A 13901-nucleotide genomic window follows, 5' to 3' on the forward strand; every position below is an offset into this window, starting at 1 on the left:
TTCTACTTTCCGTTGGATTTGTTCGCACGCGCTTCACGCAGCACCGCATTGAACGTCTTACGGACGGTTTTCGCCGTATCTTCCAGATGGGTTTCCACCCGGCCAAGATCGGGAAGATCACAGGCACGGCACAAGAGATCGCCAAGCCCAGGTGGAAAATCCTCGCGCCGGGTATCGCTGTTGAGGCAAAGCCGGATGATTTGCGTGAGCTCCGTATAGAGATTGGCCGCGCCCACGAGCTGATCTGTCACGACAGGCTCGGCAAAACCGGCCTTGAGCTTTGTCAGCACTTCGGCTGTCGAATGGGCAATGATCGGCCCCTCGACATTGCCGGTCAGAACCGCGAACTGGGCGATGAATTCCAGATCGATGATGCCGCCGGGAACCAGCTTCATATCCCAGGCATCACGCGGCGGCTTCTCCGTTTCCAGCAATGTCCGCATTTCGGCTACATCCTTGGCGATCTTGGCCGGATCACGCGGCAGCGCGAGAATCTCGCTGATGTCAGTCTCGATCTCGCCGAACAGCGCGGTGTCGCCCGCCACGGGCCGCGCCCGCGTCAACGCCATGTGCTCCCACGTCCAGGCTTCCGTGCGCTGATACTTACGGAACGAGTCGATATGGGTTGCCACCGGCCCCTTGTTGCCCGATGGGCGCAGACGGAAATCCACCTCGTAAAGTACGCCCTCAGCGGTCGGTGCGGAGAGTGCCGCGATCAGGCGTTGGGTAAGCCGCATGTAATATTGCGACGGCGCCAGTTGCTTTTCTCCATCGGATTCCTCGGCATCCGCGTCATGATCATAGAGCAGAATGAGATCGATATCGGACCCTGCGGTCAGTTCACGGCTGCCGAGCTTGCCCATGCCGAGAATGGCGATGCGGCCGCCCGACACCACACCGTGCTTGCTGGCAAATTCGTCAATCACCGCTTGCAGAGCCCGGTCGATGACCAAATCGGCGAGATCGGAAAAGGCCTTGCCTGCCCTGATGCCATCGATGGCGCCGGTCAGAAGACGGATACCGATGAGGAAGCGGTGCTCCGCCGCAAAAATCCGCAGGCGGTCAAGGATGTCCTCATAGACTTTGGCTGGTCCGAGAAAGTTTTCCAGCCGCTCCGCCAGATAGGCGCGGGTGGGTATATCGGCAAAGATCGCCGGGTCGAGCATGCCATCGAACACATGCGGCTTGCGTGTGATGATATCGGCGAGGCGAGGCGCGGCGCCCATGATCAGGACTAGCAGGTCAAGCAGTCGCGGATTCGACTGCAACAGGCTGAAGAGCTGGATACCTGCGGGCAGGCCCTTGATCATTTCGTCGAAGCGCATCAGCGCTTCGTCAGCCCGGCTCGTTGCGCCAAAGGCCTTGAGCAGCACGGGCGTGAGTTCAGTCAGGCGTTCCCGGGATTCCGCCGATTGGGTGGCCCGATAGCGGCCGAAATGCCAGGTACGGATCACACGGCAGATGTCGCTCGGTCGCTCAAAGCCGAATTTCGCGAGGGTTTCCAGCGTATCGGGATCGTCCACGTCGCCGGTGAACACCAGATTGCCCGCCTCGCCCGCCAGTTCCTGCGCCTGTTCGAACAGCGCCGCATAGTGGGTTTCGACGGTTTTCAGCGACTGGCGGAAATCCTTGGCAAAAGTGTCGCCGTCGCGATAGCCCATCATGTGGGCGACGCGCAGGAAATTCTCGTCGTCTTCCGGCAGCATATGGGTCTGCTCGTCAGCAATCATCTGGATGCGGTGTTCCACATCGCGCAGAAAGCCATATTTTTCCACCAGTGTGTCGCGTGCTTCTTCGCTGATCCAGCCAAGGCCGTTGAGCGCCGCCAGCATGTCCACCGTGCGCGAACCGCGCAGTTGCGGAAAGCGGCCACCGGCAATCAGTTGCTGGGTCTGGACGAAGAACTCGATTTCGCGAATGCCGCCCCGGCCCAGCTTGACGTTGTGTCCACGCACGGCGATTTCGCCATGACCTTTATGGGCGTGGATTTGCCGCTTGATCGAGTGCACGTCGGCAATGGCCGCATAATCGAGATATTTGCGCCAGACATAGGGCGCCAGTTCGGCCAGCACCTGTTTTCCGGCGGCGATATCACCGGCAACGGGCCGCGCCTTGATCATCGCGGCGCGCTCCCAGTTCTGCCCGCGCCCCTCGTAATAATTGAGCGCGGCTCCGACGGGAATCGCCAGAGGTGTTGATCCAGGGTCCGGCCGCAGGCGTAAATCGGTGCGGAACACATAACCGTCTGCCGTGCGATCCTGCAAAATGCGCACCAGACGCCGCGTCAGCCGCGAGAAGGTCTCGACACACTCGTACGGGTCGGGAATGGCCGGGCTGTGCTCGTCGATGAAAACGATCAGGTCGATATCCGAGGAATAGTTCAGCTCGAACGCACCGAACTTGCCCATGGCAAGGATGATCCAGCCGGACTGTTTTTCCGGATGCCGGGGATCGGGGAGTTTCAGCTTGCCGGATTCATGCGCATCGCGCAGCAGAAACCGTACGGCAGCGCGCACACTTTCCTCTGCCAGCTGCGACAGCCACCGGGTCGTCTCTGATGTATCGAACACACCCGAAAGATCGCCCAAGGCAATCAGAACATGCCCTTCCAGCTTCAGCTGGCGCAAGACCGCCATGATGCCGGTTTCGGTGACATTCTCCGCTTCCGAGCTTTCTGCGACAGTCAGCATGAGCGCTTCGAGGCGCTTTGCCAGTGATAACGCGAACAGGGGTTCCAGAATGGACGGGCGGCGAATAAGGACATTGCGCAGATAGGGCGAAAGATCGAGCACCGCAGACAGAAAACCCGCGACCCCGGCATGCTCCTTCAGCGCTGCGGTGGCAGGACATTCTTTCTCGGCGGCACTCTCTATGAGTTCGCCCAGAAAGGCGGTCGCCATTTTTTTGTCCAGCGGCGTCAGCGGGCGCAGATCGCAGGCGAAAAACGCTACATCATCAGAGCCGGATGCCCGGGTCCTGCCATTCATTTGGTCTCCTCCCCCACCGGGAAAGCGAGCACAGCGCGCAACCCCGGAGCATTGTCCTGCAATTCCAGAGTGCCACCGTGCAATTTCATCACCGCCTTGGCAAGACTGAGACCCAGTCCTGACCCCGGTTGCGAACGGCTTTCCTCCAGGCGCACAAAACGCTCCGTGGCCCGATCCACCTGATCGGGCGGGATGCCCGGGCCATTGTCCGTGACAATGACGCGGACCGTGTGATCCTGCTTTTCCACAGCGAGGGAAATTTCCACCGGCTTTTCGTCATCGCCGGCGTATTTGATGGCATTGTCGACAAGATTGGAAATCGTCTGGCCCACCAGCTCGCGATTGATGCGCACTGGCGTCGCATCAACAGCGCCGAGTGTGAAGGCAATGCCTGCGTCTTCCGCAGTGGGCTCATAGAGCTCGTAGACATCCTGTACCACCGTCGACAGCGGCAGAAGCTCCATGGTTTCGGAGGAATAGCCCGATTCCAGCCGGGAGATCATGAGAATGGCATTGAAGGTGCGGATCAGCTGATCGGAATCCGCAATCATGCCATCGAGCGCCGCCCGATAGGCCTTTGTGGTCTTGGCATTGGCAAGGGCCGACTCCGCGCGGTTGTGCATGCGGGTCAACGGCGTCTTGAGATCGTGGGCAATATTGTCCGAGACGTGGCGCACGCCCTCGTTCAGTTCCTGAATGCGCGCCAGCATGCCGTTCAGGTTGGCGGCAAGACGATCAAATTCATCGCCTGACCCGCTGACGGGCAAGCGCCCGGCAAGATCACCGCCCATGATGCGCTGCGACGCCACGGAAACCTCGTCGATGCGGTGGAGGGCACGCCGCCCGACAAAGAACCAGATCAGAAATGCGCCGATACCCATAATGCCGAGGGCCGCACCCAACGCGCGCCGGACCACGAGCCGGATCTTTTCCGGTTCGCCCAGATCGCGGCCAACCATGACGCGGATACCGTTGGGCATGACGATGACCCGTGCAATAGCCGTATGGACCTGCGGATCATTGTTTTCGCCGTAGCGTTCATAGGCGATGGGGCGCTTTATCCAACCATCCGTCTGCAACACGCCGGGTTCAATACTCTGCACGTTACCGGCAACAATACGCCCGGCGGGATCGGTGACGAGATAGAGATAGGCACCGGGCTGGCGGCTGCGCCGGTCAATGGAGCGGACGAGACCGGCAATACCGGCACGCTGATAGGATTGTCCGACGCTCTCGACTTCCTCGTTAACGGCCGCTTCCGTTTGCGCCGTGAGAAGATTGACGGAAAGGCTGGTCATGTAAACGACCAGCACAATGGCACAGACGGTAAAAAGCAAGAGGTAAAGCGCTGACAGCCGGACGGCCGTCATTTTCATCATGGCAGCAAAGCGGCTCATGCATCGATTCCGCCAGCCTTGAGCATGTAGCCGGCACCGCGCACCGTATGCAGCAAAGGCGTTTCAAAGCCCTTCTCGATCTTCCCGCGCAGGCGCGAAACATGCACGTCTATGACATTCGTCTGTGGATCAAAGTGATAGTCCCAGACATGTTCGAGCAACATGGTGCGGGTAACGACCTGCCCCGAGTGCCGCATCAGATATTCGAGCAGGCGGAACTCGCGCGGCTGCAGAACGATACCCTGCCCTGCCCGCCTGGCGGTGTGGGACAGACGATCAAGTTCCAGATCGCCGACCCGGTAGACCGTTTCCGCCTCTTTCGGACTGGAACGGCGCTGCAGGACTTCAATGCGTGCCAGTAATTCGGAAAAGGCGTAAGGCTTGGTGAGATAGTCATCGCCACCAGCGCGCAGGCCGGTCACCCGGTCATCGACCTGTCCCAGAGCAGACAGAATAAGGGCGGGCGTATCGATGCCCTGCGCACGCAAGGCGGCGACGACGGAAAGGCCGTCGCGACGCGGCAGCATGCGATCAACGATCAAGGCATCATAGTTGCCCTGCTCCGCCAACGTATAACCGGTTTCGCCATCACCCGCGACATCAGCCGAATGGCCAGCCTCGGTGAAAGCCTTCTCCAGATAACGGGCCGCTTCACGGTCATCTTCAATAACGAGAATCTTCATGGCGTTCATCTTAAGCCGGTTTTGAGACAGAGGTAAGCATCATATCATGGTGCTTCGAATGGGAGGCGGGCAGCAGATCTGTCGACAATCTGCTGCCCATTTTGCTTTGGCGCAAACGGGGGACAGGCGCAGCGCCGCTGCAATCCTATCCTGACCGGTTAACCCTGGTTGATGGGCAGCGCCACGAACCGCGACTGGTCATTGGTCTGTACCTGCAACAGGACTGCCTTGCGTCCGCTCTTTGTCGCTTCGGAAATGGCCGCATCGATGTCAGAGCCGCTCTTGACCGGCTTGTTGTTGACCGAGACGATGATGTCACCGGTTGTGATACCCTTGTCAGCAGCATCGCCGGAACGATCAACGTCGGTGACCACGACACCCTTGCCGTCATCGGACGGTACAACCGTCAGGCCGTAATCATCGAGCACCGAAGCCGGATCCTGCGACTTGTTCGAGTCGTCATTCTTGGAGGCCTGCTTTTCATCGCCCGGCATGGAGTTGATCGACACCTTGACGGACTTGGCCTCGCCCTTGCGCCAGACGGTCAGCTCGGCATCCTTGCCCGGGTTGATCGCAGCGATCTTCTTGGCCAGATCACGCGGATCGGAAACCGTTTCGCCGTTCACGGCGGTGATTACATCACCGGCCACGACACCCGCCTTGGCGGCTGGTCCATCGGACTGTGGTTCGGCAACCAGTGCACCTTTTTCTTCGGCAAGGCCAAGCGATTCAGCGATTTCCTTGCTAACGGGCTGTATCTGCACGCCGATCCAGCCGCGGGACACCGTACCCGTCTTGATCAGCTGATCAACAACCAGCTTGGCAGTCGTTGAGGGAATGGCGAAAGCGATACCGACGCTGCCGCCCGATGGCGAGTAGATGGCAGTATTGATACCAACAACTTCACCGTTCAGGTTGAAAGCAGGACCACCGGAATTGCCCTTGTTGACCGCCGCATCAATCTGCAGGAAGTCATCATAGGGACCCGCGCCAATATCGCGGCCACGCGCCGAAATGATACCGGCTGTGACCGTACCGCCGAGACCGAACGGATTGCCGACCGCAACGACCCACTGGCCAACGCGCATCTTGTTGTCATCGCCGAAGGAAACGTAGGTAAATTTGCGCTTGTCATCGACCTTGAGGACGGCAAGGTCCGTACGCTTGTCCTTGCCGATCAGCTTGGCATCAAGTTCCGTGCCATCATTGAGGACGACGGTATAGGCGCTGCCATCTTCGACCACATGGTCATTGGTGACGAGATAACCGTCTTCAGAGATGAAGAAGCCTGAACCCTGTGCGCTCGGACGCACGCGGTCCGGACGGTTCTGGTGATCGCGGGGGCCGCCCTTGCGGGGCTGCATGCCGCGCTGGCCGTTCGGGCCACCGAATTCATAGAAGAAGCGCTTGAGCGGATGATCGTCGGGTAGCTGGTCAAAACCGGGAATGCCCGAGCCATCATCGGCTGTCTGCTGAACCGAGCTCTTGACGCGAACGCTGACAACAGCAGGGCTGACCTTTTCCACGACATCAGCGAATCCGGGCTGCTGAGCACCGTCAACGCGCACGGCTTCAGCCTGCGCAGGTGCAATGGCTGCAAGCGGTCCGGTCGCCAGCAGTCCCCCGGCGAGCGCCGAGGCGAGCAGCGCGGCAGCAATACCCTTGCGGTAAGTGGAGGACGTACGATTACTAGACATAGATTTTTCTCCTTGGACGCCCGATCGGAAATCCGACCGCTTAATAACCAACAGTGATACAGATAAGAACGTTACGCCGCCATTTCCGTAACATGACAAATTTGTAAGATAAGTTTCTGGTGTACCGATTCACCAGCCACTGGAGGATAGTTCAGATGCCGTCAATGCCACCGCTCGGCTCCACATTGCGTATTCACCGGCCTTATGAAGGGGTTTATGCGTTCTACGATGGCAGGATTGATGGTGCGCGCGCCTACTCGGCGGAGCCAAACTGGCTGGATGACGGGGCCTACACACTCGGCGTCTGCTCCTACGCCATTGTTTCCGGCGAGGAGGCCCTCGTTTATGACACCAGTATTTCCAACGCGCATGCCGCATTGATCCGTGACACGCTGGAGCAGGCAGGCGTGCGGCACATCCGTGTTGTACTCAGCCACTGGCACGTTGATCACGTGGCGGGCAACGCGGTTTTTGCCGATTGCGAGATCATTGCCAACGATCTGACTGCAAAGGCTCTCGTCGATAACCGGGCACGGCTGGAGAATTATACACCGCCGATCAAGCCGCTGGTCATGCCCAACAGCATCTTCAAAGATCAGCGCGATCTGAAAATCGGAGAAATCGACGTGCAGTTGCGCCATGTGGATATTCACAGTCATGACGGCACCGTGATGATTCTTCCACACCTCAAGCTGCTTTTTGCGGGCGATGCGCTGGAAGAGCCGATTACCTATGTGGCGGAACCGGAGCGGCTGGAAAACCATCTGCTTGATCTCGAGCGCATTTCGACCTGGGATATTGAAAAGATCCTGCCCAATCATGGCGCGGAGAATGTGATCGTTGCCGGCGGCTACGGACCGGAGCTTATTGCCGCCACCGGACGCTATGTGAGCAAGCTCATGCGTCTGCGCAACGAACCGGAGCTGGCTGCCGACGATCTGCAGACTTTTACCGTGGAAGATTTCCGCTCCGGCGTGCTGACCTATTACGCACCCTACGAACCTGTCCACCGGCAGAATGTGGAATCGGTGCTGGCGGCACATCGCAAATAGCGGTTGCAGATCAGTCGTTGGAGGCAGCCATAAGTTTTTTGAGCTGCTTCTTTTCGCTGTCGGAAAGCGGTGTGGTTTCAGGCGGCGTGCGGCGACGGCGGAGAATGGAAATGCCAATCGCCAGGGCGCCTGCAACCAGCGCGGCAACAGGAAACCCCCAGAGCAGGATCGTGCTCAGCATCAGCCGGGGCTTCAAAAGAACGAATTCGCCATAACGGGCAACGATGAAGTCGAGCACCTGCTCGTCCGTGTCACCCGCCGTCAGCCGCTCGCGGACGAGCACCCGCAGATCCTTGGCAAGATCAGCATTGGAATCATCAATCGACTGGTTCTGGCACACCATGCAGCGCAGTTCTGTCGAAATGGTACGCGCACGCGTTTCCAGTACCGGGTTGCTTAGCACTTCATCGGGCGACACGGCGTGTGCGCCCGGCGCGCCCAGGCAAACGGCGGTTACCAGCAACAACAGGGCCGCAATCGCGCGCGTCATGCCATTGCACCCTTGGGGCGTTGCGGCTTGGATGCTTTCGCCTTGCTTGGTGCGCCAACCCGCAGCCGCCTGTCAGCCAGCGACATGGCCCCGCCTGCCATCATAACAAGTGCGCCGAGCCAGATCAGCGTGACGTAGGGCTTCCACCAGACACGCACGACAATACCACCGTCTTTGGTGGCATCACCAAGCGAGACATAGAGCTGGCTGAACAGGAACGTCTTGATGCCCGCTTCCGTCGTCTGCATCTTGCGAACAGGATAGAAGCGCTTGGACGACATCAGTGTGTCAACTTCACGGGCCGCGCTGTCCAGAATGGTGAACTTGCCCTGATCCTCAGTGAAATTCGTATCCTTCACCGGATCAATGCGATCAAAACGCAAAGTATAACCCGCCACACCCAGTGTTGCTCCGGGCTTCATGACGGTTACGTCTTCGGTGGCAAATGTCGAAACCGATACGATACCGAGCAGCGTTACCCCCAGACCGAAATGCGCAAAGGCCGTGCCGAAGACGGATTTCGGCAACCCTGTCAGACGCCGCAACATGACACCGAACGGTGCCTTGCCGATACCTGCTTTCAGCGACAGGTCAGTCAGCGCACCGAGCATCAGCCAGAAGGCAAGCCCGATGCCGAACGCGGAAAAGACGGCTGTGCCGGATGTCTTGTAGAGAACCATTGCCACCACAAGCAATGAAATGAAAAAAGCCATCATGAGACGCTGGGCCACGCCGAGAATATCGCCGCGCTTCCATGCCAGCAGCGGGCCGAACGGTACGGCGGCGAGCAACGGGATCATCAGTGGCCCGAATGTCAGATTGAAGAACGGCGCGCCAACGGAAATCTTTTCGCCGGTCAGTGTTTCCAGCAATAGCGGATAGAGCGTGCCGATCAATACGGTTGCGGTAGCCGTTGTGAGGAAGAGGTTATTGAAGACCAGCGCTCCTTCCCGCGAGATCGGCTGGAACAGGCCGCCCGGTGCAAGCGTCTGTGCCCGGCGCGCAAATAGAGCCAGCGATCCACCGATGAAAAACACGAGAATGGCGAGGATGAAAAGACCGCGTCCCGGATCGGTCGCAAAGGTATGGACCGAGGTCAGCACGCCTGACCGCACAAGGAATGTGCCGAGCAATGACAGGGAAAAGGTCAGAATGGCAAGCAGCACCGTCCAGATTTTCAGCGCCGAACGCTTTTCCATGACCAATGCGGAGTGCAGCAACGCCGTTCCGGCAAGCCAGGGCATGAAGGAAGCGTTTTCAACCGGATCCCAGAACCACCAGCCGCCCCAGCCGAGTTCATAATAGGCCCAGTAGGAACCCATCGCGATACCGCCAGTCAGGAACATCCACGCGGTCAACGTCCATGGACGCACCCAGCGTGCCCACGCCGCATCAATGCGCCCGTCAATGAGCGCCGCAACGGCAAAAGAAAAACAGACGGAAAAACCGACATAGCCAAGATAAAGCAGCGGCGGGTGGATCGCGAGACCGATATCCTGCAGGATCGGATTCAGATCCTGCCCCTCGACCGGAGCCGGCGTGATGCGTGTGAACGGATTGGATGTGGCGACAATGAACAGCAGGAACGCCGAACCGATCCAGGCTTGCACGCCCAGTACGTTGGCTTTCAGGGACGGTGGCAGATTGTTGCCGAAGAACGCAACCAACGCGCTGAAGAATGCGAGTATGAGCACCCAAAGCAGCATGGAGCCTTCATGATTGCCCCAGACACCGGTGATTTTGTAGAGAAGCGGCTTTTGCGAGTGGGAGTTTTCCCAGACATTCTGCAGGGAAAAATCGGATGCGACGTAGGCTGATGTCAACGCCACAAAGGCCAATGCGATCAGCGCAAACACAGTGAAAGCAGCGGGAACAGCAACAGCCATCATGCGATCATCATTGCGCCTCGCCCCCCATACCGGCACCACGGCCTGCACGATGGACAGGGCAAGCGCGAGAACCAGTGCGAAATGTCCAAGTTCCACTGTCATGGCTGCTTGTTCTCCCCTTGCCACACACCCTTGGCTTTCAGGCTATCGGCAACTTCCTTTGGCATATAATTCTCGTCATGCTTGGCAAGCACGCTGTCTGCCTGGAAGCTGCCGCCCGGCTCGAACTTGCCTTCGATCACTACACCCTGATCCTCGCGGAAGAGATCCGGCAGAATTCCATCATAGGTCACAGGGACACTTTTGATATGGTCCGTCACCGCAAAACTGATCCTTGTACCCTCACCACGGACCACACTGCCTTTTTCAACGAGCCCACCCAGCCGGAAACGCGATTCCGATTGCAGATCAGTTGCGGCAATGTCCGAGGGCATACGGAAAAAAGCAATCCGCTGCTGCAGCGCAAACAACACCAGCCCGGCCGCACAGGCCAGCACCACCAGGGCACCACCAATCACCGAAAGCCGTTTCTGTTTGCGTGTCATCACTTTTTCTCCGGCGCGGCTTCACCCGGTTGCTCTGCCAGACCGAGATCATCTGCGACTGCGTCAAGACGCACAAGCTTGTCACCGCTCAACACTTTGCGAGCACTGGCCAAAGCTTCGAGCGCATCATTGGGCCGATTAAGAACGACATAGGAACGAACCAGCTTTTCCCAGCCCTCGACGTCATCGGGTGACTGCTTGAGCTTTTCGGCAAGGCTGGAAACCATGCCTTCGATCATGGCAGCCCGGTCCTGCACGTTCATCGACGCGGCCGCTTCCACCTGCGACGCATCAGGTCCCGTCGCCCTGTCAATGTCGCTGACATCCGGCGCATCGCCCGCAATCTCCTTGTCGAGCCGCGTCAATGCCGCCTGTGCCTCATCACGCCACGGTACATCACTCGGAGCATCGGCCAGCAGTTTGCGGATCAGATCGCGGGATTCAACCAGTTTGCCCTGCTGCATCCAGCCATTGATAATAAAGAACTGCGGCCGCATATCACCGGGGTTCAACGTCAGCGCGCGGTTGAAACTGGCTTCTGCCTCCGGTGTCATCGTGCCTCCGGCAACCGCCGCGAGTGCTTCGCCCAGACCAATTTGACGAGGTCCGGTGTCACCGTTCAGACGGATGGCATTGCGATACGCGGTGACGGCATCGGCCGGGCGGCCGGTACGAAGATAGATCGGGGCCAGAACTTCCCAACCCTGACCATCGTCAGGATTAAGTGTGAGATGCGCCTCAGCGCGGGCAATTAGTTCGGCAGGCGTCGCCTGATCCGCCGGGCGCGCCAGCCGTTCGGCCAGAGGCTGTGCGGGCAGATCGGGCGATCCGGTCTTGGCGTAGATGCTCCAGGAAATCAACGGAATAGCCACAACCGTTATGAGTGTGAGCCACTCGCGGGTCGCGCTCTTTTGCGGACGATGGACTGATTTGTCGGCTTCCGCCGCAGCGGCGGATTTCAGCAGACGCCGGCTTATTTCCGCACGGGCCTGCTCGCTGCTGACCGCATCGATAAGGCCGCGCTTTTCGTCAGCCTCCAGCTCCCGCAACTGATCGCGGTACACTTCAACATCATAGCGACTATCCGACACGCTTGTCTTGACGCGTCGTGTCAGCGGTAAAAGCACGACGAGCGTTGCGCCAACGGTCAATAGTGCAGCGGAAATCCAGAAAACCATGGGCTGACACATAGTCTCCACGGGCTGCAAAATCCAAATGGATTTAGCAGATAGGGCAATTCGCCGCAAAGCGGGCAAATGATCAGTTCAATGGCGTCCAGCTGCCGTCTTCATTGCGGCAGGCGGTTCCGCGCGCTGTCTGCGGCGTTCCATCGGCACGGATCGTATGGGTGTATTGCCGGCAATTCTGCGATCCCACCTGATAAGGCTGTGCCGCAACCACTTCGCCTGCGCGGCTTCCCGAGCTGTTTTTCCATTCGATCGCCTTGCCCGCCGGAGAATATTCCAGTGCCTGATACTCCGCCTGCAAGGCCCGCTTGCGATCTGCAGGCTCAAGCGAGGCGTTGCCGATCAGACCATTGCCAAGAGCGGCAAGCACGCCGGATGTAGCAGGCTCCGATGATTTACCGGTCAGGCGGCTGAATGTGCCTCCACTGCCCTTGGGACCCGATGTGGTCGAACAGGCGGAAAGAAGGAGAACTGCAATAAGAGAAAGAGCAATCTGGGATTTCATCATGGGTCCGTTTTTACGGGGCCTCGCAATAAAGGCAATAGCTAGCAATTAGTTATGACCTGATTGGCCATCCGGTTGCAAGCGCGATTCAGTTTCCGGCGACCGGAAGCGTAATGCGGGCGCCAAGTCCGCCGAGCGCCTCGCTGCGCTCAAGGCGCAGGGTGCCGCCATATTCGCGCACGGTATCGTGAACGATGGAAAGACCGAGGCCGCTTCCCGGCTTGCTCTCGTCCAGGCGCTTGCCACGTGTCAATGCATCCTTGATCTGTCCTGGCGCAAGGCCGGGACCATCATCCTCGACGCTAATATCGAAAGCATTTTCCATTGTCTCCGGATTGGCCGCCGACAATGTGAGACGGATCGCGCTGCGGCCCCATTTACCGGCGTTTTCCATCAGATTGCCGACGATTTCTTCGAGATCCTCCTGTTCACCGGCAAAAACAGCATGAGGCATCTCGTTGTCAAAGCGAATATCCATGCCCGGATTGAGCTTTGCGGTTACCCGCACGAGCCGCGCCAGGATAGGCGTCACGGGCGCGCGGAAGACCACACTGTCCCGCTGTGCCGCCACGCGTGCCCGCTGCAGATAATGCTGAATCTGCACCTGCATGGCCGCACTTTGCTCGGCAATGATTTTGCCCTTGGCGCCACCGATCGTCCGGCTTTCATTGGCAAGAACTGACAAAGGCGTCTTCAGGGAATGGGCGAGATTCCCAACCTGGGTGCGCGAGCGGTCCATGATGCGACGATTGTTTTCGATCAGAGCATTCATCTCCCGTGCCAGCGGGGCGATCTCGATAGGCAGATTCTCGTCAAGACGGGACACCTTGCCTTCGCGGATATCGGTGAGCGAACGGCGCACGCGATCCAGTGGCCGGAGGCCGAACAGGATCACGGCCGCATTGATGAGCGTTCCGCCCACACCGAAAAAGCCAAGATAAAAATACAGCGTGTTGCGGAAGTCGGCGATCTCGCCTTCCAGTTCGCTGAGATTGCCCATGACGCGAAACCGCGCGACACGATTTTCGGCATCCAGCACCACTTCAGTCTCGACGATGGAGAGTTCTTCGCCCTTCAAACCCGGCTCCGTATAGGAACGTTGAAACGATGTATCGAAGGGAACCATCAGGGTCGACGGGGAATCCACGGTTTTCCCGCCAAGAGAAATTGATCGTAAAGATCCCTTGAGATTGTCTGCTACAGGGTCCACGGACCAGTACCAGCCGGAAAACGGGCTTGAATAGCGCACCTCGCCCGGATCCGGCCGCCCGACCAAAGTTCCGTCATTCACACTGACCGAGGCGATGACGCTGAAGAGATGTGCGGACAGCAGCTGTTGAAAGCTGTGCTGGCGTGCTTCGCCATAGAGCGTGGAGATGATCGTGGCGATAGCAACGAAGGAGACAATGGTCCAGAGCGTCGAGAACAGGATAACGCGCAGGGAAAGCGAACGGAAATTGGGGAGATAG

At 58.7% G+C, this 13901-nt stretch carries 11 protein-coding genes; 1 reads left to right on the forward strand and 10 read right to left on the reverse strand.

All coding sequences use genetic code 11. The features are described 5' to 3' along the window. Positions 1-2 precede the first annotated feature (2 nt). The 4 genes from FHW16_RS01730 to FHW16_RS01745 all read right to left on the reverse strand — a co-directional run bounded on the left by FHW16_RS01730 (position 3) and on the right by FHW16_RS01745 (position 6764). On the reverse strand, positions 3-2987 hold the full coding sequence (locus FHW16_RS01730) for a bifunctional [glutamine synthetase] adenylyltransferase/[glutamine synthetase]-adenylyl-L-tyrosine phosphorylase (protein WP_182547444.1): 2985 nt from the start codon (positions 2985-2987) through the stop codon (positions 3-5). Then, positions 2984-4384, reverse strand: a complete 1401-nt coding sequence (locus FHW16_RS01735; RefSeq protein ID WP_182547445.1) for a sensor histidine kinase — start codon at positions 4382-4384, stop codon at positions 2984-2986. Before FHW16_RS01735 ends, FHW16_RS01730 begins: the two co-directional genes overlap by 4 nt. Further along, on the reverse strand, positions 4381-5067 hold the full coding sequence (locus tag FHW16_RS01740) for a response regulator transcription factor (protein ID WP_182547446.1): 687 nt from the start codon (positions 5065-5067) through the stop codon (positions 4381-4383). The genes FHW16_RS01735 and FHW16_RS01740 overlap by 4 nt, the downstream gene beginning before the upstream one ends. A 158-nt stretch (positions 5068-5225) precedes the next feature. Then, entirely contained in the window at positions 5226-6764 is a 1539-nt protein-coding gene (locus FHW16_RS01745) for a Do family serine endopeptidase (protein ID WP_182547447.1), read from the reverse strand. A 155-nt stretch (positions 6765-6919) separates the two neighbouring features. Here FHW16_RS01745 and FHW16_RS01750 point away from each other — a divergent pair, with 155 nt between their 5' ends. After that, positions 6920-7816: an MBL fold metallo-hydrolase gene (locus FHW16_RS01750; protein ID WP_182547448.1), complete on the forward strand. Its 897-nt coding sequence runs from the start codon at positions 6920-6922 to the stop codon at positions 7814-7816. A gap of 10 nt (positions 7817-7826) precedes the next feature. On the opposite strand, the gene FHW16_RS01755 is transcribed toward FHW16_RS01750, so the two are convergent. The 6 genes from FHW16_RS01755 to FHW16_RS01780 all read right to left on the reverse strand — a co-directional run bounded on the left by FHW16_RS01755 (position 7827) and on the right by FHW16_RS01780 (position 13861). Further along, positions 7827-8306 carry a cytochrome c-type biogenesis protein gene (locus FHW16_RS01755; RefSeq protein ID WP_182547449.1) on the reverse strand — a complete coding sequence of 160 codons (480 nt, stop codon included), beginning with the start codon at positions 8304-8306 and terminating at the stop codon, positions 7827-7829. Continuing rightward, the gene (locus FHW16_RS01760; protein ID WP_182547450.1) at positions 8303-10297 is read right to left on the reverse strand and encodes a heme lyase CcmF/NrfE family subunit; all 1995 of its coding nucleotides are present in this window, start codon (positions 10295-10297) and stop codon (positions 8303-8305) included. The genes FHW16_RS01755 and FHW16_RS01760 overlap by 4 nt, the downstream gene beginning before the upstream one ends. Further along, positions 10294-10740: a cytochrome c maturation protein CcmE gene (ccmE, locus tag FHW16_RS01765; RefSeq protein WP_182547451.1), complete on the reverse strand. Its 447-nt coding sequence runs from the start codon at positions 10738-10740 to the stop codon at positions 10294-10296. Before ccmE ends, FHW16_RS01760 begins: the two co-directional genes overlap by 4 nt. Then, positions 10740-11918, reverse strand: a complete 1179-nt coding sequence (ccmI, locus tag FHW16_RS01770) for a c-type cytochrome biogenesis protein CcmI (RefSeq protein ID WP_182547452.1) — start codon at positions 11916-11918, stop codon at positions 10740-10742. Before ccmI ends, ccmE begins: the two co-directional genes overlap by 1 nt. Positions 11919-12000: 82 nt before the next feature. Then, positions 12001-12432, reverse strand: coding sequence for an RT0821/Lpp0805 family surface protein (locus FHW16_RS01775; protein ID WP_182548871.1), 432 nt, complete (start codon positions 12430-12432; stop codon positions 12001-12003). An 88-nt stretch (positions 12433-12520) separates the two neighbouring features. Next, a complete protein-coding gene (locus FHW16_RS01780) occupies positions 12521-13861 on the reverse strand; it encodes an ATP-binding protein (protein ID WP_210278050.1) in 1341 nt (446 codons plus the stop codon). Positions 13862-13901 lie beyond the last annotated feature (40 nt).

The organism is Phyllobacterium myrsinacearum (assembly GCF_014138285.1).
GTDB lineage: Bacteria > Pseudomonadota > Alphaproteobacteria > Rhizobiales > Rhizobiaceae > Phyllobacterium > Phyllobacterium myrsinacearum_A.